18 protein-coding genes are annotated in these 21,590 nt (G+C 48.5%); 8 read left to right on the forward strand and 10 right to left on the reverse strand.

Annotated elements, in window-relative coordinates; genetic code table 11:
- Positions 1 to 23 precede the first annotated feature (23 nt).
- Positions 24 to 1,019 carry a PstS family phosphate ABC transporter substrate-binding protein gene (locus NHN17_RS02770; protein ID WP_255040605.1) on the forward strand — a complete coding sequence of 332 codons (996 nt, stop codon included), beginning with the start codon at positions 24 to 26 and terminating at the stop codon, positions 1,017 to 1,019.
- Positions 1,020 to 1,236: 217 nt separating this feature from the next.
- Here NHN17_RS02770 and ppx read toward each other — a convergent pair whose 3' ends face one another.
- The 3 genes from ppx to NHN17_RS02785 are packed head-to-tail and all read right to left on the reverse strand — an operon-like array spanning position 1,237 to position 5,383.
- The gene (gene ppx / locus NHN17_RS02775) at positions 1,237 to 2,760 is read right to left on the reverse strand and encodes an exopolyphosphatase (RefSeq protein WP_255040606.1); all 1,524 of its coding nucleotides are present in this window, start codon (positions 2,758 to 2,760) and stop codon (positions 1,237 to 1,239) included.
- Positions 2,757 to 4,847 (reverse strand): polyphosphate kinase 1, encoded by a 2,091-nt coding sequence (gene ppk1 / locus NHN17_RS02780; protein WP_255040607.1) that lies wholly within the window; start codon positions 4,845 to 4,847, stop codon positions 2,757 to 2,759. Before ppk1 ends, ppx begins: the two co-directional genes overlap by 4 nt.
- Positions 4,848 to 4,879: 32 nt before the next feature.
- Positions 4,880 to 5,383: a glycine cleavage system transcriptional repressor gene (locus NHN17_RS02785; RefSeq protein WP_255040608.1), complete on the reverse strand. Its 504-nt coding sequence runs from the start codon at positions 5,381 to 5,383 to the stop codon at positions 4,880 to 4,882.
- A 261-nt stretch (positions 5,384 to 5,644) separates the two neighbouring features.
- Here NHN17_RS02785 and NHN17_RS02790 point away from each other — a divergent pair, with 261 nt between their 5' ends.
- The 4 genes from NHN17_RS02790 (at position 5,645) to phoU (ending at position 11,100) form a co-directional block, all read left to right on the forward strand.
- Complete coding sequence (locus tag NHN17_RS02790; RefSeq protein WP_255040609.1) at positions 5,645 to 7,864, forward strand: ABC transporter permease subunit; 2,220 nt, start codon at positions 5,645 to 5,647, stop codon at positions 7,862 to 7,864.
- Between the two features lie 64 nt (positions 7,865 to 7,928).
- Positions 7,929 to 9,542 (forward strand): phosphate ABC transporter permease PstA, encoded by a 1,614-nt coding sequence (gene pstA, locus NHN17_RS02795; protein WP_255040610.1) that lies wholly within the window; start codon positions 7,929 to 7,931, stop codon positions 9,540 to 9,542.
- A gap of 18 nt (positions 9,543 to 9,560) precedes the next feature.
- The gene (pstB, locus tag NHN17_RS02800; protein WP_255040611.1) at positions 9,561 to 10,379 is read left to right on the forward strand and encodes a phosphate ABC transporter ATP-binding protein PstB; all 819 of its coding nucleotides are present in this window, start codon (positions 9,561 to 9,563) and stop codon (positions 10,377 to 10,379) included.
- A 10-nt stretch (positions 10,380 to 10,389) separates the two neighbouring features.
- A complete protein-coding gene (gene phoU, locus NHN17_RS02805) occupies positions 10,390 to 11,100 on the forward strand; it encodes a phosphate signaling complex protein PhoU (RefSeq protein WP_255040612.1) in 711 nt (236 codons plus the stop codon).
- 53 nt (positions 11,101 to 11,153) lie between these two features.
- On the opposite strand, the gene NHN17_RS02810 is transcribed toward phoU, so the two are convergent.
- The 6 genes from NHN17_RS02810 to NHN17_RS02835 form a co-directional block, all read right to left on the reverse strand.
- Entirely contained in the window at positions 11,154 to 11,714 is a 561-nt protein-coding gene (locus NHN17_RS02810; RefSeq protein WP_255040613.1) for an outer membrane beta-barrel protein, read from the reverse strand.
- Positions 11,715 to 11,838: 124 nt separating this feature from the next.
- Entirely contained in the window at positions 11,839 to 12,363 is a 525-nt protein-coding gene (locus NHN17_RS02815) for a porin family protein (protein WP_255040614.1), read from the reverse strand.
- Between the two features lie 148 nt (positions 12,364 to 12,511).
- Complete coding sequence (locus NHN17_RS02820; RefSeq protein WP_255040615.1) at positions 12,512 to 13,453, reverse strand: LysR family transcriptional regulator; 942 nt, start codon at positions 13,451 to 13,453, stop codon at positions 12,512 to 12,514.
- 84 nt (positions 13,454 to 13,537) lie between these two features.
- Positions 13,538 to 14,341 (reverse strand): polyphosphate kinase 2, encoded by an 804-nt coding sequence (gene ppk2, locus NHN17_RS02825; protein ID WP_255040616.1) that lies wholly within the window; start codon positions 14,339 to 14,341, stop codon positions 13,538 to 13,540.
- 189 nt (positions 14,342 to 14,530) lie between these two features.
- Positions 14,531 to 15,277, reverse strand: a complete 747-nt coding sequence (locus tag NHN17_RS02830) for a copper homeostasis protein CutC (protein WP_255040617.1) — start codon at positions 15,275 to 15,277, stop codon at positions 14,531 to 14,533.
- Positions 15,278 to 15,522: 245 nt separating this feature from the next.
- Positions 15,523 to 16,131, reverse strand: coding sequence for a peroxiredoxin C (locus tag NHN17_RS02835; RefSeq protein ID WP_036817749.1), 609 nt, complete (start codon positions 16,129 to 16,131; stop codon positions 15,523 to 15,525).
- 131 nt (positions 16,132 to 16,262) lie between these two features.
- Here NHN17_RS02835 and NHN17_RS02840 point away from each other — a divergent pair, with 131 nt between their 5' ends.
- The 3 genes from NHN17_RS02840 (at position 16,263) to aceA (ending at position 20,916) form a co-directional block, all read left to right on the forward strand.
- A complete protein-coding gene (locus NHN17_RS02840) occupies positions 16,263 to 17,159 on the forward strand; it encodes a hydrogen peroxide-inducible genes activator (RefSeq protein WP_255040619.1) in 897 nt (298 codons plus the stop codon).
- Between the two features lie 680 nt (positions 17,160 to 17,839).
- Positions 17,840 to 19,438, forward strand: a complete 1,599-nt coding sequence (aceB, locus tag NHN17_RS02845; protein WP_255040620.1) for a malate synthase A — start codon at positions 17,840 to 17,842, stop codon at positions 19,436 to 19,438.
- Between the two features lie 170 nt (positions 19,439 to 19,608).
- Complete coding sequence (gene aceA, locus NHN17_RS02850) at positions 19,609 to 20,916, forward strand: isocitrate lyase (RefSeq protein WP_255040621.1); 1,308 nt, start codon at positions 19,609 to 19,611, stop codon at positions 20,914 to 20,916.
- Between the two features lie 74 nt (positions 20,917 to 20,990).
- Here aceA and NHN17_RS02855 read toward each other — a convergent pair whose 3' ends face one another.
- Positions 20,991 to 21,569, reverse strand: coding sequence for an acyl carrier protein phosphodiesterase (locus NHN17_RS02855; protein WP_255040623.1), 579 nt, complete (start codon positions 21,567 to 21,569; stop codon positions 20,991 to 20,993).
- Positions 21,570 to 21,590: the final 21 nt, after the last annotated feature.

A 21,590-nucleotide genomic window follows, 5' to 3' on the forward strand; every position in this document is an offset into this window, starting at 1 on the left:
TTTTAAGGAGTTACAATAACCGAATGATTAATCGGATCTGGCAAGCCATTAGCCGATGGCAGAAAATAGCAATCACTCTTGTTTTTCCTCTGTCTGCCTTTGTCGCAGCTGTCCCCGCTCATGCAGATCATAGCCCGTTGCCTCATTACGAAAAGGTGAAAGGGATCTCCGGTAATTTGTCCTCGGTTGGTTCGGATACCTTTGCCAATTTGATGACCTATTGGTCAGAAGAGTTCAAGCGCACCTATCCGAGTGTGCATATTCAGGTACAGGCGGCTGGATCGTCAACGGCACCTACTGCTTTGATTGAGGCTACCGCCCAGTTTGGGCCGATGAGCCGGCGGATGAAGGCAAGGGAAATTGCGACCTTTGAGCAGGAGTACGGTTACAAGCCAACGGAGATCCGAGTTGCTATCGATGCGTTGGCGGTGTTTGTCAACGAGGATAATCCGCTGCAAGGCCTGGACTTTACTCAACTTGATGCCATTTTTTCGCAAACCTTGCGCTGTGGTGGTAACCAATCAATTACCCGCTGGGGGCAGTTGGGGCTAACAGGCAGTTGGGAAACGCGGGGGCTCCAGCTCTTCGGCCGAAACTCGGTCTCCGGCACCTATGGCTATTTCAAGCAAAAAGCCCTGTGCCAAGGGGATTTTCGCAATAACGTCAACGAGCAGCCGGGCTCGGCCTCGGTCGTGCAATCTGTATCGACGTCGCTTAATTCTATCGGTTATTCCGGTGTCGGCTACCAAACCACCGGGATCAGGGCGTTACCCATCTCCCGCAAAGGGAGTGATTATGTTGCGCCGACCATAGAGAATGCGGCCAGTGGCCGTTACCCATTGGCGCGCTACCTGTATATCTATGTTAATAAACATCCTGAGCGGCCATTGCCACCGCTTGAGAGTGAATTTATCCGCTTTATCCTGTCGTACCAGGGCCAGGATTTGGTGAAGAAGGATGGTTATGTTCCCTTGCCTGCCGAGGCGGTGAAGCAAACACTGATTGAGCTGGGCCTTTAGCGGGACAATTGATGATAAAAAAGCCGGAGATGACCTCCGGCTTTTTTATCGATTCAGGAAAGCTGGAGGCTATTCATACCAACCTACATAAATATTTGATCAGTCTTGCAAGTTAAAATCGCTGTTCTCTGCGTTAGATATTTTGTAATTAGAGCCACTAGTTACTGCAAAATCTGCCTTGATAACAACGATTTTTCCAGTGCAAATACCTGATCAACTACTTATCCAGATTGGTATCACTATCAGGGGTTAGCGCTAACTCCCAACCGGCTTTACGCCAGTAATCCTGCTCTTTGCGCAAATCTGCGGCCAGTAAGCGGTTACTCTCCTCCCAACCCTCAGGCAAGGTTAGTTGCCACTTCTCTTTATCGGCATCGACAGTGATCGTCGGTAGTGGGTCATCACTGCGTTGGCCATTGAGAGCGACCGCTAACCGAAGGGTACGGATCAGCGGGTAGAGGTGTTTGCGCTTATAGATACTCAGCTCCGGCATTTCCTCTAGCTTTAAGCTCTTGCGCTGGAAGCGAACCAAAGTTGCCAGGACTGTTTGCTGCTCGAGGTTGAACCCCGGCATGGTACTGAAGCGAAGCAGGTAGGCTGAATGTCGGTGGAATCCGGGGTAGCTGATGCTCAGCCCCACTTCGTGAAGCAATGCCCCCCAGTTGAGCAGGGTCGCCAGCTCGACCTTGGTGAGCCCCGGTTGCGGCTCTACTTGGTTGTAAAGCAGCTCGGCGGTTGCTTTAACCCGGTTGGCCTGGGCGATATCGACGTTGTACTGTTTGGCCATCGATGTCGCGGTTCTGACTCTAATATCACTGTGGCGGAAACGCTCTTCCATTTCATACAGTAAGCCTTCGCGTAGGGCACCGTCTGAAAAAATCATCTCATCGATATTCAGCGACTTGAAAACGGCACTGAGAATGGCGACCCCGGCAGCAAAGACCGGTTTGCGGTCTTCGCTAAGACCGGCAAAATCGAGTTCATCCGAATGTTTGATGGTGAGGGTGGCATCATAAAGTTGCTGTAGGCGCTTAGCCGTGATCACGCCATCACTGTGTCCTTGGCCTATCAGGACTTCCCGAATCGCTTTGATGGTGCCTGAAGAGCCGATTGCGGTCTGCCAGCCTTTGCGAATGTACTGGCTGGCGATGCTCTCGAGCTTTTGCTGGGCGGCAAGTTGCGCTGTTGCCATGTTTTTGTTGCTGATTTTACCTTTGGCAAAATAATGCTTGTTGTAGCTGACACAGCCCATGTGTTTGCTGTAAGCCAGTTGAGGGGTAAAGCCATCGCCAATAACGAGCTCTGTACTACCCCCTCCGATATCCACAATCAGTTTTTGCCCACTGTCCGGTTGGGTATGGGTGACACCAAGGTAAATCAAGCGAGCTTCTTCAGTACCGGGTATGATTTCTATTGGGTAGGGAAGCAGGGCTTCAGCGCGCTTGAGAAACACATGGGCGTTGTTAGCCTGACGTAAGGTGTAAGTGGCGGCAATGCGAACATTTTCCGGTTCAAATCCTTGCAGGCGCTCAGCAAACATCGCTAAACAATTTAAACCGCGCTGAATGGCGGCCTGATCGAGGTTTTGGTGTTTATCTAGCCCAGAGGCTAAATGAACACGCTGCTTGTGGCGGCTGATGATTTGTAGGCTTTGCCCGACAATACGGGCAACCACCATATGGAAACTGTTCGATCCAATATCTATCGCAGCGATTTCTCTTGGGCGTACAGGCTCTGTCATGTATTACTTTCGCTCTTAATTTTTTTCTTAAGCTGTTTTTCTGATTGTTTGAGGTAGTCGTAGATCGCTAACTGGGAGCGGATCTTGCGTTTATTACCTCGTGGAACGTATTTATTGGACATTTCTTTATCAATAATACGGGCCTTAACGGTATCAGAAAGCTGGATATTGAGTATGTCGATAATCTTCTTTTTCAGCGTTGAATCATAAATTGGGCAGCCAACCTCAATTCGGTTGTCGATGTTTCGTGTCATCCAATCGGCAGAAGAAATGTACACATCAGGTTCGCCGTTATTCTCGAAGACGACAACCCGGGGGTGTTCGAGGAAACGGTCAACAATACTGATCGCCGTGATGTTCTCGCTAATCCCTTTGATCCCCGGGATCAAAGTACACATGCCGCGAACAATCAGCTTGATTTTCACACCGGCATTACTGGCTTGGTAAAGCAGGTTAATCAGGCCTTTATCGACAAGGTTATTCACCTTTAGTGTAATACCGGATGGTAAGTTTTGCTTGGCATGGGCAATTTCTCGGTCGATCGAGTCATAGAGGCGTGAGCGGGAGTTGCGCGGTGAGACAATCAAATGGTTGAATTTCACCGGACGGTAAGGGTTTTGAATGTAGTTGAAGACCATCCTGACTTCATCGGTGATTTCCTTGCGGCAGGTCATCAGCGAGAAATCGGTATAGATCCGTGCTGTCTTTTCGTGGAAGTTACCGGTACCGAGATGGGCATAGCGCACCAGATCATCGCCTTCCTTGCGGGTAATGAGGCAAAGTTTGGAGTGGATCTTGAGCCCCGGCACGCCAAAGAGCACCTGTACACCCGCCTCTGTTAGACGGCGGGCCCACTCGATATTGGCTTCTTCGTCAAACCGAGCCTGAAGCTCGACCACTACCGTGACTTGTTTACCGTTGTTAGCGGCATCGATCATCGATTCGATGATTTGTGAGTTTTTTGCCACACGGTAGATATTGATTTTTATACTGCGTACTTTCGGATCATAGGAGGCCTGGCGAACCAACTCAGTCATATGGCCGAAGGTGTGGTACGGGTAGTACAGCAGGATATCTTGTTTTTTGATCGCATCGAAGGCATTGCGGGCATTTACAAACTGGGCGCTTTCGAGTGCTGGTAGTTGTTTGTTCTCAAGGTAGTCCCGGCCTACATTCGGAAATCCGATGAAGTCCTTGAAGTTATGATAGCGCCCGCCCGGAATGATACTGTCGTAGCTTGAGACTTTCAGTAAACCACAGAGTACGTCGACCATATCGGCAGGCATATCCCGCTGATAGACAAATCGGACCGGCATGGCGGTCAGGCGCTGGTCCAAACCTTCAGACATCTGCTCGAGCAGGCTGTGCTCAACTTCCAGGTTCAGGTCGTACTCGGCATCGCGGGTCATCTTCATCGCATAAGCAGACAGCTCATCGTATTCGAACAGGCCACTGAAGATGTCGTCCAGACAGAAGCGGATGATGTTATCAAGAAATATGAGAGTCTTGCGTCGCTTTCCCTTGGCCTCAGGCAACTGGATAAACCGCGGTAGCTGATCGGTTGGGATTTCAATCAGGGCGTAACGCTTGCTATTGCCTTGGCGCATTTCTACAGCAAGGTACGAGTATTCGTCTTTGAGGAACTGGAGCAGGTCGATGTCGTCGGTCAGCAAGATAGGGGTGACATGAGGCAGAATACGGGTGCGGAAATGCTTTCTCAGCCAGACTTGCTGGTGGTCATCAAGTTGCTGCTCGTTGACCAGGAAGATATGGCGCCTCGCCATTTCGAGCAGGATTTCATTGTACAGGGTATCAAAATCCTGATTTAGCTTGAGTACCCGGCTTTGGATCTTGCTTAATAGATCCTTGGCCCGGTCACTGCTGCCTTGCTCCTCGTTGATCAATATACGGCGTTTGACATCCGCAAAGCGCACTTTATAGAACTCATCGGTATTACTCGAGTAGATACCGAGGAAGCGGACCCGCTCAATCAGTGGGACAGACTTATCCGCGGCTTCTTGCAGCACGCGCTCGTTAAAAGATAGCCAACTCAGTTCTTTGTCGGTATAGAGAGGTTCAGCGCTCATTGTCTTCCTACTTGCTATGGGGCATTGAGGGATCAGTTATCGTCGATATCTACAGTGAGATCATCGGCGATCTTCTCCAGCTCTTCTTGTACGTACTCAATACTCAGACTGCTAGGCAACTCTAATTGGAAACGGGCAGAAAAAATGGGGTAGCCCCAGTTGGGTGCACTGTCAGAATGTGTTTTGAGTTTATGAATATTTATCCCAAGCTGGTTGAGCTTGGTCGTGACGTCTTTGACAATACCTGAGCGGTCATTACCTGTGACCAATAGATGGTGCACAACCGAAGTTTGCAGGGTTTTGCTTTCTTCTTCGACCACCTGAACTTGAAGGGCATCAAGTTGTTTGAGCGCATTGCTGAGCACGCCGACATATTGGTCGGCGACTTCTACTTGCAGGATACCGGTAAACTGACCGGCTAACTTACTGAGACTGCTTGAAAGCCAGTTGCCATGGTTTTGATAAACCGTGTCTGACAGCGTTTCTACTAGGCCAGGGCGATCTTGGCCGATGACAGTAATGATCAGATGCTTCATAACGATATCCTTATACAAGTGGCGTCATTGCCCGTTCTATATTGACTATTATGTGAGCATGAGCAGAACCTGTCTAGGCTTACAGGCCGATCAAGATATTGAATTTTTTACGAAATCACAGAAATGAATAATAAATATTTTTTATTTCACTTTTATGTCATTCAAGTCTAAGAGGTCGACATGACGGAAAAGGCGCCCTGTCATATAATTGTCATCTAAAGGAAATATTATTAGTAAACGTGTAAATTTATTGAGGTAATGATGGCAAAGGCCGGTGCGATATTGATGGGAGAGAGTCCTGGCCGTAAGGTAAAAGATAAATTGGTTCGTTATGGTGTGACGTCCGGTGGGATCTTTGTCCTTGTTACCCTCATTTTGATCTTTTTCTACCTCCTCTATGTGATCCTGCCGATCTTCTCATCGGTCAAGGTGACCTCCCTGCAGCAATTTACCACCGCTTTTACCACCAAGGCTGCTGATATTCGTGTCAGTGACAGCAATGACCATTTGTTCCGTCTTGCTGGCGACGGCTCCCTGAGTGCGATAAGCCTTACCGGAACCGCTGCGGGAGACGTTGTTGGTACGGTTAATCTTCTCGACGATGTGGTCAGTATTGGCCGTACGCTCCCTGCCGATCAATTATATGCTTTGGGAGGCGAGTCCGGTGAGGTACTGATTGCCAAACCTTCCTTGGCTGTGACAAAGGGTAATAACGCCCTTTCATTGAGCTATCCATTAGGTCACGAGCGGATCCAATTAGACCCCAAAGGCCAGCCGATTGTGAGCTTAGCGGCGTCGGTTCGAGATACGCAGGCTATCATTCTCGGGATCACGGCTGATGGCCGGGCCAGAGCGGCGTTATTTTCTGAAACGAGCAATGTGCTGGGTGGGAATGGAACGAATTGGCAATCTTTTTCTTTTGCTATCAGCGGATTGCCAACTGAAGTCAAAGACATTGCGGTGACACCTGATGCCCGTACAGCCTATGTTCTCGCGGGTGAAAAGGTATACGTTATCGCGTTTGGTAGTACTTCAGGCTGGGTTCGTGAAGTGGTTGAGATTGAACCTACAGGTAGCCAGGCGCAACAGCTGGCTTTGCTATCGGGTGCCAACTCTCTGCTAATCAGTCACAGTGATCAATCGTTGTCCCAGTGGTTTGAAACCCGTAAAGGTGGTAAGCGTGAACTGGTCAGAACCCGCAATTTTGCCGTTGGTGATAGCCCGGTAACCGCTTTGATCCCTGAGTATACCCGCAAGGGCTTTTTTGCCCTGCAGCAGGATGGACAGCTATCGGCATTTTATACCACGGTAAAAGGGGCGATATACCGCGAACCGGTTTTTGCTGATGGCCCACCGCAGCAAATTATGATTTCGCCACGGGCAGATCGCTTAGTCGCGCTAAAGGGCAATGATTGGCAGGTTTTTGATGTCGATAACCCTCACCCCGAGATAGGGTTCGCCTCTTTGTGGCAGAAAATTTGGTACGAGGGCTACCCTGAGCCGGATTATGTCTGGCAATCGACATCGGGCAGTGATGAATTCGAACCTAAGCTAAGTTTGGTACCATTGATCTTTGGTACGTTGAAAGCCGCGTTATATGGCTTGATGTTTGCCGTTCCGTTAGCGCTGGCGGGGGCGATATATACGGCGTATTTCATGTCTTCGCGGATGCGCGGCATAGTGAAACCCACCGTGGAGTTGATGGAGGCACTACCGACCGTTATCCTCGGCTTTCTCGCTGGTATTTGGCTGGCGCCGATAGTGGAATCCCATTTAGTCGGCATGGTTGCTTTGGTCGTGATGTTCCCTGTAGGGATGTTGCTGGCCGGTATTGGTTGGTCTTTGCTGCCGGACAGTTGGCGAAGTCGGATCCCAAATGGCTTTCACGTCCTCATACTGATGCCGGTGATCGTCTTGATAGCCTATGCCTGTTTTGACCTTAGTCCTTGGCTTGAACAAATGTGGTTTGCTGGAGATGTCAGGGCATACCTGAGCGACGAGTGGGGGATTGGTTACGATCAACGTAATGCCTTAGTGGTAGGGATTGCGATGGGGATCGCTGTGGTACCGACCATTTTCTCTATCGCCGAAGACGCGATTTTTTCCGTTCCTGGCCATTTGACCAGCGGCTCATTGGCCTTGGGGGCAACCCATTGGCAAACGCTGACACGCGTTGTACTGTTAACGGCAAGTCCGGGGATCTTCTCGGCCATTATGATGGGACTTGGGCGGGCTATCGGTGAAACCATGATAGTGCTGATGGCTACCGGTAATACACCAATCATGGATTGGAACATTTTAGAAGGCATGCGCACATTGTCAGCGACAATCGCGATTGAAATGCCGGAAAGTGAAGTCGGAAGTTCTCATTATCGGGTCATGTTCTTGGCCGCTTTTGTACTGTTCGTTTTTACATTTATGTTTAATACCGTCGCTGAGTTAGTACGTCAGCGTCTACGTGAAAAATACAGCTCCCTGTAATTTCTTACAAAGTAGGCACCCATGAATGATCTGGAAACAGTAATAACAATGAATTACGCATTTAATGAATAGATGGTTAAAATCAGGCGCACCTTGGATATGGCTAACCGCCGGTGCTGTTAGCCTTAGCTTGATCGTGGTGCTTGGCTTATTGCTATTGATTGGCTGGAAGGGGCTTGGCTACTTCTGGCCTGCGCCTGTTTATCAGTTTGAAATCCAGCAAAACGGTCACCAAAGCACGGTTATTGGTGAGGTGTATGAGCGTAAAACGGTCCCTGTTGAGCAATTGACAGAAGCCGGTATCAATACCACGAGTTTTGATGGCGACACTGTTATCCGCTACGTTATCAAAACCGGTAACCGAGATGTGCTGGGTAGTGACTTTGTAACCATACTGGGCCCGCATATTGTCAGCCAAGAGCCAGCAGCTGGTATTGCCGTGATAGAACGGCTGAAGAATGGGCGCTTCTATGGTTATCCGGTTGGCCTTATCGATAATGGTGAGGCGATCCCACTCGAAGAGCTTGAGCACAGCCTGGAGCAAGCTGATATTGTTCGTGATTTAATCCGTCAAATTGAGCAATCGGATCTGGTTAAACTGAACCAGCAGTTTGAGTTGCTTAATGACAAGGCTCGTCAATACGATGATCCTTCTCAACTGATTGGTGAGCGACAGTTGCTCGAGCAGCGGTTCACCCACATTGAGCAACAATTGCTGACGTTACATCAGAAACTTAATCGTGACAGTTTGATTGTTCGGGAAATGACAGGGAAGGAAATTACGCTGCCGCTCGAGCAGATTTTGGATTACTGGTATCCCAATGACTTTACGACTGCAGGTAAGCTAGGCCATTGGCTCAGCCAGCTAGGCCACTTTGTCAGCGATGATCCCCGTGAGGCCAATACCGAAGGTGGTGTGTTCCCGGCTATTTTCGGCACCGTGTTCATGGTGTTGCTGATGAGTGTAATTGTGACTCCGCTGGGGGTGTTGGCGGCGGTCTACCTTCATGAGTATGCCGGGAAAAGTATCTTTACCAAGTTGATTAGGGTTGCCGTGATTAACCTCGCGGGTGTGCCCTCGATTGTTTACGGCGTCTTCGGCCTAGGTTTCTTTGTCTATATTGTTGGGGCGCAAATTGATGATGTGTTCTTTGCCGATCAGCTACCTGCACCGACATTTGGTACACCGGGTATTTTATGGTCAGCGTTGACCCTGGCGATTCTGACTTTGCCAGTGGTGATTGTATCCACTGAAGAAGGCTTGGCCAGAATACCCACGTCTATCCGTCATGGTTCACTAGCACTGGGAGCGACGCAGGCTGAGACTCTGTGGCGAACTGTGTTGCCGATGGCAAGTCCGGCGATCATGACGGGCTTGATCTTGGCGGTTGCCCGGGCTGCTGGCGAGGTTGCACCTTTGATGTTGGTGGGGGTGGTGAAAATGGCCCCATCGTTACCGATCGACGGCCAATTTCCTTACCTGCATTTGGATCGAAAATTTATGCATCTCGGTTATCATATATATGATGTCGGTTTTCAAAGTCCGAATGTGGAAGCAGCACGACCGCTTGTGTATGCCACGTCATTTTTGTTGGTCACCGTTATTGTGGGTTTGAACCTGACAGCCATTGGGATCCGTAACCACTTGCGTGAAAAATTCCGCTCCTTGGAGCAATAGTGAGATTCAGGAAAGAGTATGTTTTCAATTAATTCCCCAATTGGCCTGTTTGAGCCTGTTGATTTGTCAGCGTTACCGGAAGAGAAAACGGCGCTGTCAATCGAGGGGCTGGATCTCCATTACGGTACCCATCAGGCCCTGTATGATATCAATATGCGGATTGCCAAAGGCCAGGTGACGGCATTTATCGGCCCGTCAGGCTGTGGCAAATCGACACTATTGCGCTGTATCAATCGAATGAATGAGCTCGTTGAAGGCTGTAAGGTTGACGGTAAAGTGATGCTGCACGGGCAGAATATCTACGACGGCCGAGTTGATGTCGCTTCGCTGCGCCGCCGGGTTGGCATGGTGTTCCAGCGGCCGAATCCATTTCCTAAATCTATTTATGAAAATGTGGTTTATGGCCTTAGACTCCAGGGAATCAAGAATCGCCGGGTGTTGGATGATGCGGTGGAAAGCTCGCTCCGTGGTGCTGCTTTGTGGGACGAGGTTAAAGATCGTCTGCATGAAAATGCTTTTGGCCTTTCAGGTGGCCAGCAGCAGCGTTTGGTGATTGCACGGGCAATAGCGATTGAGCCGGAGGTTCTACTGCTTGATGAGCCGACGTCGGCGCTAGATCCGATATCCACTCTGACTATTGAAGAGCTGATTAACGATCTGAAAACCAAATATACGGTGATTATCGTCACTCACAACATGCAGCAGGCTGCACGGGTATCCGATAATACCGCCTTTATGCACATGGGAGAGCTGGTGGAATACACCAGTACCAATGATATATTCACCACCCCGAAAGAAAAACGTACCGAAGATTACATCACGGGTCGATACGGTTAAGGAGAAAGTAATGTTGGATAGTTTGAACCTTGGCCGTCATATCTCTGGCCAGTTTAATGCCGAGTTGGAAAGTATTCGTACCCATGTGTTGGCGATGGGGGGGTTGGTTGAACAGCAGTTGGCCGATGCGCTAAAGGCAATGCACAAGCAAGATATTGAATTGGCGCGCCGGGTTATCAAAGACGACCACAAGGTTAATGCAATGGAAGTGGCCATTGATGAAGCCTGCACTCGTATTATTGCCAAGCGTCAGCCGACGGCTAGCGATTTACGTTTGGTGATTGCGATTATCAAAACCATCACGGATCTTGAGCGGATCGGCGATGTCGCTGAAAGTATTGCTAAAGTGGCGCTGGAAAACTTCACTAACAAGCAATATAACTTGTTGGTGTCGTTGGAGGCATTGGGTCAGAGTGCGGTACGTATGCTTCATGAGGTACTGGATGCTTTTGCCCGGATGGATGTGAAGGCGGCGATTGATGTTTATCAGGAAGATGACCGTATCGACCGTGAATATGAAGCGATAATCCGCCAGCTTATGACGTATATGATGGAAGACCCGCGTTCTATCCCGAATGTCTTGCAGGTAATGTGGTCGGCACGCTCGATTGAGCGGGTCGGTGATCGCTGCCAGAATATTTGCGAATACATTATCTATTTCGTTAAGGGTAAAGATATTCGCCATACCAGTCAGGAAGAGTTGGAAAATATCCTTAAATAGCGGTTTCGAGGGGCTCGTCATACTCGGTGAATGGCGAGCCATTATTTATCGAACTAAAACCGGTAATTAATCCCCATTCCATAACTACGGTAATAGTTGTCTTCACCGAACAAATCAGCTTTTTGGTAATTGAAATAGCCAATGATTTCAAGGTTGAGTGTGACTTCACGACCTACCTCGAAGCCATAGACTCCTGTCGTATCCTGATCGCGATCTTTTTGATATTCACCTCCCCCAACATAGTACTTTCGGCTTTCCTCTATTCGGCTTACTCCCAGAACCGCAGCAACATAACCAGGTTGATGACCTAATGCCATAAAGTGGTATTTGGGCTTCAATACTGCACTGTAGCTATAGGTTTTATAGTCGATTCCAGTAAAACCTTTGAAGAAAATACTATCTCCAAGCTCAGTGGCATTGAGTTCCATCCCCATTGTTACCCTTGGGGTAATGTCAAACGCATAGCCTGCCGTTAGGCCGTATTGGCCAGGTAGGGTTGACTTGCTGTAATCGGTAAATCCTAGCTTCAGACCTACATATGGCCCTGAAACCGAACTGGCAAAAGCACTGGTCGAGAGTAGTGCAGCAAGTAGCAATACAATACGTGATTTCATTCTAGTGGCTCTAATTACAAAATATCTAACGCAGAGAACAGCGATTTTAACCTGCAAGACTGATCAAATATTTATGTAGGTTGGTATGAGAGCTGACGGTATGCTACCGCCAGCTTGGAAAGAGTTAGAACTTGTAGTTGGCGCCGATGTAGAAGCTACCGTAGTCTGAATCGAGTGACTTGTAACCGCCTTTGACAGAAGCGTTGCGGTTGAAGTCGTAGCCAGCTTCTACGCCAAGCGATAGGACAGTGTTGTTGTCCGAAAACTTTCCGCTATGCCCATCAATGGTAAGCTTTAGCTCTTCTTCTAGGTTGTGCAGACCTACTTGGGCACCGGCATAGAAGTTGTCGTTGAAATAATATTTCGGTTTTACGTTGATACCGTATGAGTAAGCCTTTAGTTTTGCGGTGTCACCAAGGTAAGACTCGCTGTCCTCACCATAATGACGGTATTCACCTTCAACCCCAATTACGACGTCAGGAGACACTTGGAAGTCATAACCTGCGACTAAGCCAACGCCGGTATCAAATGAGTCACCATCTAGGCTGTTAGATGCCAAGTCAGCACCAATGTAGAAGCCTTCTTTCGATGCCAAAGCTGGAGCCGATAGAAGAGAAGCAATGGTTAGAGCAAAAACCGTCTTTTTCATGTGAAGTCTCATAAAGTTAGTTAGATATGGTGCGTACAGATAAACGTGTTATCCCGTTTCGATAGCAATAATATTAAATTGAACGCTGTACACAATCTAATTACTTTGGTTGATATCACTGATTAGTGGGTTTTATTGCATGGTGTTTTTATTGTTCGGCCGTTTTAGTTTTGAGGAGCAAACTTTCGATAAGCTTAAATAACCATTGGGTTTTAGGATCATTTTGCTTTGATTGGTGATAATAGCAAACGGTGGTGTGATCAATGGGTGGGCCGTCGATGCGGGCTTTGAGTTTACGAAAGTCGGGGTGATCATCAGGTACCATTATATCGAGGGTCGGAAAGAGGAGATCAGACTGTTTAACCACTTGCAAAATTGACTCTGGTGAACTGGAACGAAAACCGATGTTGGCTGTTAGATTATGTTGGGCATAGTACTGTTCTACATCGGTCAGCAGTTCATTTCGCTCCGGCACGATTAAGCAAGCCCAGATAGCGCTGGCAGCATAGTCACTGGTGGCACCTAGTTCCGAGCCAGAGTAAGGATGATTTTTTCGGACAATAATGACGGGGTGACTTTTGGGGATTGGCTTTCGGAACAGCTCTTTGCTGGTGTTGGCAACATCATAATTAAGGGCTATATGGGTCTGGCCATTGAGCAGTTCGCTAAACGTCGCTTCATTCCAGGTAAATACTTCTATCTGGCAATTGGGGGCTTGTTGGTGAATGGCTAAATACACTTTACTGCCCAATGCGTAAAGAAACTGTGGTGCCAGCGCGATGCGCAATTTGCCAGTGAGCTGTTGTGGATCAAACTCCTGGTTGTTGTTCACTGCTTGGAAAAGCCCATCAAGTGCCGGTGCTAATACCTGGCAGAGTTGTTTAGCATAGGGAGTCGGAGTCAGCCCCGTACGGGTTTTGGTAAACAGATCGTCCTCGAAATGCAGCCGGAGTTTTTGCAAGGCATGACTGACGGCGGGCTGGGTAACGAACAGGCGCTCTGATGCCTTGCGCAGGTTTTGCTCCTGATAGATGACCAGTAGGGTTTTAAGCAAGTTTAAATCAAGATTTGCTGATAAATCCTTGGCCATGAGTGCAATTACTCCTTTACTACTGAATATCCGGAATAGTACATGAAACACAACAATTAAAACATTGTTTTATTGTTGGTGCATTTACTCATCAGCAAACAAGTCGGGAACAAAGGTCTGGTTTTCTTCCGGTGCTCGAATGTAGCCTTCCTTGTTGACCTCTGGTAATTCTATATCTGGGTAGTGGATATCCTGATAGGGGATTTGGCTCAAGAGGTGGGAGATACAATTGATCCTGGCTTTCTTCTTGGTGTCGGCATCGACGACCCACCAAGGGCATTGCTTGGTATCGGTGTAAGCGAACATCCGATCTTTGGCGGCAGAGTAGGCAGCCCAGCGGCTACGGGACTCCAAGTCCATCGGGCTGAACTTCCAGCGCTTTATCGGGGTGTTGATGCGTTCCATGAAACGTTTTTCTTGCTCTTCGTCTGAGACGGAGAACCAGTATTTGAGTAAGATGATCCCGGAGCGTTTGAGCATCCTTTCAAACTCTGGGCAGGAGCGGAGAAACTCTTCGTATTCATCATCGCTACAAAATCCCATCACATGTTCGACACCGGCGCGGTTGTACCAGCTGCGATCAAACAGTACCATTTCACCTTCTGCTGGAAGATGTGCGACATAGCGTTGGAAGTACCATTGAGTACGCTCTCTCTCGGTAGGCTTTGCCAACGCGACAATACGGCTTATTCGTGGATTGAGCTTTTCAGTGATCCGCTTGATGACTCCGCCTTTCCCTGCGGCATCTCGCCCCTCGAAGACCACTACGACTTTCAGACCTTCTTGCTTGATCCATTCCTGAAGCTTGACCAGTTCAATTTGCAGCCGTTCCAGCTCGGCGTCGTAATCGCTTTTTTTGAGTTTCTTCTTTGGTGGGACAAAAGGCATAGCGAGTCTCTATTTTAGCTTCAACTTGATAGAAAAAGAGTAACTCGGAAACTGGAATTTGACGAATGAGATGGCGAATTGCTTGAGGTAGATAGCACTATTTTTCCAATCTAGATAAATACGAGATCAACGACTTATCTAGATTGGTATGGACCAGTGGCCTCGAAAGACACACATAATCGCGGTGATTTAAAGGGCGCTTAATGCACGTATCACGTCAGCAATTTTCTCCGGTGCAGTGACCGGGATAGCGAAATCATCGATATCGGCATTGCCCATATGGGCAGAGTTGGCATAGCTGCGCATCTTGGAAGGGCGGGTGGATTTACCCGATAAATGCACTTCTCTGATGCCTGCCTGTTGGACGATTTGTGCGACATTACCTGCATTGACACCGGCTCCCGCCATAATTGCGACATGTGCACCACAGTGCGCCACCATTTTGCGCAGCATTGGGATGCCGTCGAAGGCATTGGCTTCGAGCCCGGAAGAGAGTACGCGCTCGCAGTTATGCTTCATGATGATGTCCAAGGCAGCCATTGGATCCAGGCACTGGTCGATAGCACGGTGGAAGGTCAGTCCCATTCCGCTGGCTTGGCGCCGGATCTCGGTAAGGAAATCCTCATCAACGGTACTGTCGTTGTTTAGCGCACCGATCACCAGCCCATCGAGCCCGGCCTGTTTTGCAGTATGGGCATCTGCCAGCATGATTTCCTTGTCTTGGCTCGAGAACAAGAAGTCACCTTGGCGTGGGCGGATCATGGCGTAAACCGGCACCTTGGCGTGTTTGGCGGCAAGTTGCATTAATCCGGCATTGGGGGTGAGCCCTCCAAGCGTGAGTGAAGAGCAGAGTTCGATACGGGTGGCACCGCCTTGTTGGGCAAGGTGGAGTGATTCAATGTTGTCGATACAAACTTCAATATGGTCAACGGTCATAGCAACGACTGTACAAAGGGGGGGGTGTCAAGCAGTGTAGATGATATTGGGTTTTGAGACGCTTAGTCAGATCAAAAACCGAATGGAAGATGTAAGGTGGAAGGTGGGTAAAATGACATCGTCCAGATACAAAAAGGGCCCGGTGTGTCCGGGCCTCATTCTATTTTTGCCTATTGGCTGACTTTGGCTTTACGCTATTGCGTTTGTTGCCTGATTAACACCGTGAGCGTGGTGTTAATTGCTAATTACTTAGCTAGGTCTGCAGTGTGCTCAGATAGGTAGTCAGCAACACCTTTTGGAGATGCGTCCATACCTGCTTTGCCTTCTTCCCACTGTGCTGGACAAACTTCACCGTTCTTCTGGTGGAAGTTTAGCGCGTCAACCATGCGTAGCATTTCGTCGATGTTACGACCTAGAGGTAGGTCGTTAACTACTTGGTGACGTACAAGACCGTCTTCGTCGATTAGGAAAGAACCACGGAAAGCAACGCCTGCTTCTGGGTGCTCAACGTCGTAAGCTTTACAGATTTCGTGCTTAACGTCAGCGATTAGTGGGTACTTAACCTGACCGATACCGCCGTTCTCAACAGCAGTGTTACGCCATGCGTTGTGAGAGAATTGAGAATCGATAGAAACACCAATTACTTCAACGCCTTTCGCTTGGAAGTCTTCAAAACGCTTGTCGAAAGCGATTAGCTCAGAAGGACATACGAACGTGAAGTCTAGTGGGTAGAAGAAAACAACAGCTTTCTTGCCTTTCGTGAATTCTGCGAAGTTGAAGTTATCAACGATTTCGCCGTTACCTAGAACAGCTGCAGCAGTAAAATCTGGTGCTTGACGACCTACTAGTACCATTTTGGTGCTCCTAAATATTCGGTTTGTCGCCTACCTTTCCGGTCGGCTCTCTGTTTGGACGAGACAAACTATAACGAAACTGATAAATTCAAAAAAGCGGAATAAATAGATTGATGTAATCGAAATTTACGATGAACAAGTTTCCTTCTCTAAAACAATTGCACTATTTAGTGACTTTATTTGAAACCCGGCATTTTGGTGACGCAGCCAAGCGTTGCTTTGTTAGTCAGTCGACGTTGAGCTCCGGGGTGCAGAATCTCGAAGAGCTGATAGGTTGTCAGCTGATTGAAAGGGACAATAAGTCTTTGGTCTTTACCTCGACCGGCGAAGATGTCGTCGCCCGTAGCAGGGAGTTGCTAGCCAGAAGCCAAGATTTGATGGAGCTGTCAAATTGTATGGGAGATGGCATGGAAGGCCAGTTGCGGGTGGGGTGTATCCCGACAATCGCCCCTTTCCTGCTCTGCGATTTGGTACAGGAAGTGAACCGGTTGCACCCAAATCTCAACTTATTGTTGCGCGAAGATACTACGACTAATTTGCTGGCTGCTTTGCGCAGCGGCGAGATGGATGTCCTGATCTTGGCATTGCCGGTAGAGATTAAAGGCATGCATAGCCAAGTGGTCGGTCGTGATGCCTTCAAGATGGTGATCAGCCGCAATCAGGCTGAGCTGGTTACCACGCCATTACGCTATGCTGATTTACCTGATGAGTCAGTATTCTTGCTAGAAAAAGAACATTGCTTGACTGACCATGCGGTTTCAGCTTGTAAACTGACTACCAAAGAGAAGATCAATCCGTTCACCGCGACCAGCCTCCATACGCTGGTGCAAATGGTCGCCAATGGGCTTGGAACGACCTTCATCCCGCAGATGGCTATTGATCATGGTTTGCTGCATAACCAAAATCTGGTTGTGGTCGAACCTCCGGGTCAGGAAGCGTACCGCGAAATAGGTTTAGTATGGCGGCCGACGTCCAGCCGGACCCGCACCTTCCATCAACTTGCTGATATTGTCGAAGAATTACTGTAAGCACTTCATTCTGTCGCCATTTTTTAGTATGGAGCCGCAAGTTTTGCGGCTTCTTTGTCTTATTTCCCTTCTGAGAATTAAGTGCTTGGATAAAACCGTCTATCTCAGCACAAAATGCTAATTTCTTATCTCCTGTTGGTATTTTCCAATAACCCAATCTGATGAAACTGCCTTTAATTTGTAGGTTTATTATGTTTCGCTCTAAAAATAAATGAAACCTGTTGATTAAGGTACTATGCTTGCTGTGTATAAAAAATAGACATTTAGGTCTACTTTATGATTATTTTTTAAGCATATAACTGCTTTTAAAAAAATCAACGATGTTTGAAACGCAAATCAGGACAAGTGTTTGAATTATAGTTTTGTGTAATTTAATTACGTAAGTAGTTACGAAATGGCGGGAATTAAGATCCGGTCATGAAAACCGAGTTTTTGCCTAAAATTTGTTTCAATTCAGTGTTTTGAGTTATTGCTCTACTTTTAATAAGTTATTGTTTTTAATGGTTATGAGTGGGCTGTCACTAGCGAGCTCAAATTGTCATGTCTTGCAATTGGGCGTATGTTACGGCAACGTAAATAGGGCGTTAAAGTCAAGTTTGTTTGCGTGTAGACGAAAGCGTACTTGGTTTGGGTGGTGATTAAGTTACATTCGTAAGGGAGCGTGAGGAATGGAAAACGATATGTCTACTAACCATGAAGTGAAGCTATCGCTACAGACACCGTTATCGGCAGAGCAGGCTGACATCCTCAATGATGAAGCGTTGGCTTTCTTAGAGGGGCTTGTACAGCGCTTTGCTGGCAGGGTTTCTGAGCTATTGGCGACCCGAGAGCACCGTCAGCTTGCTATTGACGCCGGTAGCCTACCCGACTTTCTGCCAGACACCGCTGAAATCCGAAATAGCGAGTGGACTGTACAAAATATTCCGCAAGACTTGCAGGATCGCCGTGTTGAGATCACTGGCCCTGTCGAGCGCAAGATGGTGATCAATGCGCTCAACGCCGATGTCAAAGTCTTCATGGCCGATTTTGAAGATTCTTTCGCACCTGCTTGGGGAGAGGTACTCGCTGGGCAGCAGAATCTCAAAGATGCCGTTAACGGCACGATTTCCTACACTAATCCCGAATCAGGCAAACAATATCAACTTAACGACGACCCTGCGGTGTTGATCTGCCGGGTGCGTGGTTTGCACTTACCTGAAAAACACCTGCTTTGGCAGGGGGAGCCCATTCCAGGTTGCCTGCTCGACTTTGCTTTGTATTTCTATCATAACTATCAGAAACTGCTAGAGAAAGGCAGCGGTCCTTATTTCTACATTCCTAAGCTACAGGCTTATCAGGAAGCTGCATGGTGGAGTGAAGTCTTCAGCTATACCGAGGATTCCTTTGAGCTGCCCAGAGGCACGATTAAAGCCACGGTTCTGATTGAGACTTTGCCAGCAGTATTTGAGATGGAAGAAATCCTCTACAGCCTCAAAGAGCATATTGTGGGTCTTAACTGTGGACGCTGGGATTATATTTTCAGCTACATCAAGACATTGCGCAATCATCCCGATCGCATTTTGCCGGATCGTCAAGTCGTGACGATGGAAAAGCCTTTCCTCAATGCTTATTCACGACTGCTGGTCAGAACCTGCCACCGCCGTGGGGCATTTGCGATGGGGGGAATGGCCGCTTTTATTCCATCCAAAGATCCTGAGCGTAATGAATGGGTACTTAACAAGATCCAAACCGATAAATCACTGGAAGCCAACAACGGCCATGATGGGACTTGGGTTGCTCACCCAGGGCTTGCCAGCACCGCCAGAGCGGTATTTGATGAGGTATTAGGATCGCGTACTAACCAACTGGATATCTCGCGCAGCGACGATGCTCCGATCACCGCTGATATGCTACTTGAGCCATGCCAAGGGGACAGAACCGAAGAGGGGATGCGCCATAACATTCGTGTGGCCGTGCAATATATCGAGTCTTGGATTTCCGGTAATGGTTGTGTACCTATCTACGGTCTGATGGAAGATGCGGCAACCGCTGAAATTTCACGGGCTTCAATCTGGCAGTGGATCAAGCACGGTAAATCGCTAAGTAACGGCAGTGTGGTAACCAAAGCGCTGTTTGAACAAATGCTGAAAGATGAGATGCAAGTGCTTGAGCAGGAGCTGGGCAGTGAGCATTTCCAACAGGGAAGATACAACGAGGCTGCGGTATTGATGTCACAGCTGACCACCAGTGATGAGCTGGTTAACTTCCTGACCTTACCGGGCTATGAGTATCTTTCATAGCGGTGGATAGGTCGCACCGAAAGAAATAAGTACACCAATTAGCAACATTAAAAAAGCCAATAACGAGAAAAGGCCCGTGACCGTTTAATCTTATCGGGCCAATAAAAAGTCAGTTTCGCCAATAACAAAATGTGATGCGATTATCGCCAAATGAAACGAGGGACATCATTATGACATTGACTCGCCAGCAACAAATTGAAGCATTGGAAAAGGACTGGGCGGAAAACCCACGTTGGAAGCATGTTAAGCGTACCTACACTGCGGAAGAGGTCATTAACCTACGCGGCTCTTTTGCCCCGGCCAACACCATAGCCCAACGCGGTGCCGACAAACTGTGGGATCTGGTCAACGGTGACGCAAAAAAAGGGTACGTTAACTGTTTGGGCGCATTGACCGGTGGTCAGGCGGTACAGCAGGCCAAAGCGGGTATCGAAGCGATTTATCTTTCCGGGTGGCAGGTCGCTGCCGATAACAATACAGCCTCAAGCATGTACCCTGATCAATCGCTGTACCCGGTAGATTCAGTTCCGGCTGTGGTCAAGCGCATCAATAACTCGTTCCGCCGTGCGGACCAAATCCAATGGTCAACCGGTAGTTCACCTGAAGAAGGTATTGATTACTTCCTGCCAATTGTCGCGGATGCCGAAGCCGGCTTCGGTGGTGTATTGAATGCCTATGAGCTAATGCGCAACATGATTGACGCCGGGGCAGCCGGTGTGCATTTTGAAGATCAGCTCGCGTCTGTGAAGAAGTGTGGTCATATGGGGGGTAAAGTACTGGTGCCGACTCAGGAAGCGGTACAGAAATTGGTTGCCGCACGCCTGGCTGCGGATGTGGCAGGTACTACAACCTTGGTTATTGCCCGTACCGATGCCAATGCTGCTGACTTATTGACCTCAGACTGTGACCCATACGATAAAGATTTTATTATCGGTGAGCGCTCTCAAGAAGGCTTCTACCGCGTGCGTGCCGGTATTGATCAGGCGATTGCCCGCGGCCTTGCCTATGCACCTTATGCCGATTTGATTTGGTGTGAAACGGCCACCCCTTGTCTGGAAGAGGCACGTAAATTTGCCGAGGCTATCCATGCCCAGTACCCAGACCAGCTGTTGGCTTACAACTGCTCGCCTTCTTTCAACTGGGAGAAGAATCTGGACGCAGAGACTATTGCTAAGTTCCAGCAGGAGCTATCGGATATGGGGTATAAGTACCAGTTTATTACTTTGGCTGGTATCCACAATATGTGGTTCAACATGTTCGAACTGGCTCACTCTTATGCTCAGGGCGAAGGCATGCGTCATTATGTCGAGAAAGTGCAGCGTCCAGAATTCGAAGCAGCTGATAAAGGCTATACCTTTGTCGCTCACCAGCAGGAAGTGGGTACCGGCTATTTCGATAAGATGACCAATACCATTCAGGGGGGCAACTCGTCGGTGACAGCCTTGACTGGCTCGACTGAGGAAGAGCAGTTCAAATAACTGGTATACCAAACCTCCTAGTATTTTTGACAATCTATTTTTGATTTTTGAGCGCCTTATTGGCGCTCTTTTTTTCAAGGTCGAAAGCGCTTTGCAGCCTGTTCGACTTGCGGGTAAATCGAAAAGAACTGTTGCTCTAACTCGTTATAGTTAATCATCAAAACGGCGGGAGTAAGGGCGAGTTGGTGGAGCCGTGGCCTACGGCTGGCCATCCGGGTTAAAGATGTTTCCAGTGACTCGGGGTACTGGTATTTAAAAAGCCAGTTTTGCTGCCACATCCGGTTCACTGTAAGGAGGTAGTTCTCTGGCATATTGTGTTGATATTGCTCGACTTCGGCCCTGGCTTCGCGAACAAAATCAGGCAGTGTCTGAGGGTGGAATTGCTGCCAGTGACGAGCCAGAAAGTGGTCCCAGACCATATCGAGGGCGATACCGCTGACCCGGCGGGTGTCCGCTCCAAACAGTTGCCGGCATTGGCGTACCTCCGGCATCGCATCGATATAGCTGTCGACGAAGCGGTGAAGCTTGATGCCATCTGCGATGTCTTGTTCGAATTGCCGATAGGGATCACCCCTGACGAAATCGGCTAGCAGGTTACCTGCGAGGTGGCTATTGCACTGCTGGGCAAGGTGGAGGTGGGCCAGAAAGTTCATGCGCGGCTAAATATCGCTGGG

This window comes from Photobacterium pectinilyticum, from assembly GCF_024357955.1.
Taxonomy (GTDB): Bacteria; Pseudomonadota; Gammaproteobacteria; order Enterobacterales; family Vibrionaceae; genus Photobacterium; species Photobacterium pectinilyticum.

Coding starts and splice junctions, on each gene's coding strand:
- NHN17_RS02835 (WP_036817749.1), bottom strand. CDS start 16,131: ATGGTACTAGTAGGTCGTCAAGCACCAGATTTTACTGCTGCAGCTGTT.
- phoU (WP_255040612.1), top strand. CDS start 10,390: ATGTTGGATAGTTTGAACCTTGGCCGTCATATCTCTGGCCAGTTTAAT.
- NHN17_RS02830 (WP_255040617.1), bottom strand. CDS start 15,277: ATGACCGTTGACCATATTGAAGTTTGTATCGACAACATTGAATCACTC.
- pstA (WP_255040610.1), top strand. CDS start 7,929: ATGAATAGATGGTTAAAATCAGGCGCACCTTGGATATGGCTAACCGCC.
- NHN17_RS02855 (WP_255040623.1), bottom strand. CDS start 21,569: ATGAACTTTCTGGCCCACCTCCACCTTGCCCAGCAGTGCAATAGCCAC.
- NHN17_RS02840 (WP_255040619.1), top strand. CDS start 16,263: ATGAACAAGTTTCCTTCTCTAAAACAATTGCACTATTTAGTGACTTTA.
- NHN17_RS02785 (WP_255040608.1), bottom strand. CDS start 5,383: ATGAAGCATCTGATCATTACTGTCATCGGCCAAGATCGCCCTGGCCTA.
- NHN17_RS02815 (WP_255040614.1), bottom strand. CDS start 12,363: ATGAAAAAGACGGTTTTTGCTCTAACCATTGCTTCTCTTCTATCGGCT.
- NHN17_RS02820 (WP_255040615.1), bottom strand. CDS start 13,453: ATGGCCAAGGATTTATCAGCAAATCTTGATTTAAACTTGCTTAAAACC.
- NHN17_RS02770 (WP_255040605.1), top strand. CDS start 24: ATGATTAATCGGATCTGGCAAGCCATTAGCCGATGGCAGAAAATAGCA.
- ppx (WP_255040606.1), bottom strand. CDS start 2,760: ATGACAGAGCCTGTACGCCCAAGAGAAATCGCTGCGATAGATATTGGA.
- NHN17_RS02810 (WP_255040613.1), bottom strand. CDS start 11,714: ATGAAATCACGTATTGTATTGCTACTTGCTGCACTACTCTCGACCAGT.
- aceA (WP_255040621.1), top strand. CDS start 19,609: ATGACATTGACTCGCCAGCAACAAATTGAAGCATTGGAAAAGGACTGG.
- pstB (WP_255040611.1), top strand. CDS start 9,561: ATGTTTTCAATTAATTCCCCAATTGGCCTGTTTGAGCCTGTTGATTTG.
- aceB (WP_255040620.1), top strand. CDS start 17,840: ATGTCTACTAACCATGAAGTGAAGCTATCGCTACAGACACCGTTATCG.
- ppk2 (WP_255040616.1), bottom strand. CDS start 14,341: ATGCCTTTTGTCCCACCAAAGAAGAAACTCAAAAAAAGCGATTACGAC.
- ppk1 (WP_255040607.1), bottom strand. CDS start 4,847: ATGAGCGCTGAACCTCTCTATACCGACAAAGAACTGAGTTGGCTATCT.
- NHN17_RS02790 (WP_255040609.1), top strand. CDS start 5,645: ATGGCAAAGGCCGGTGCGATATTGATGGGAGAGAGTCCTGGCCGTAAG.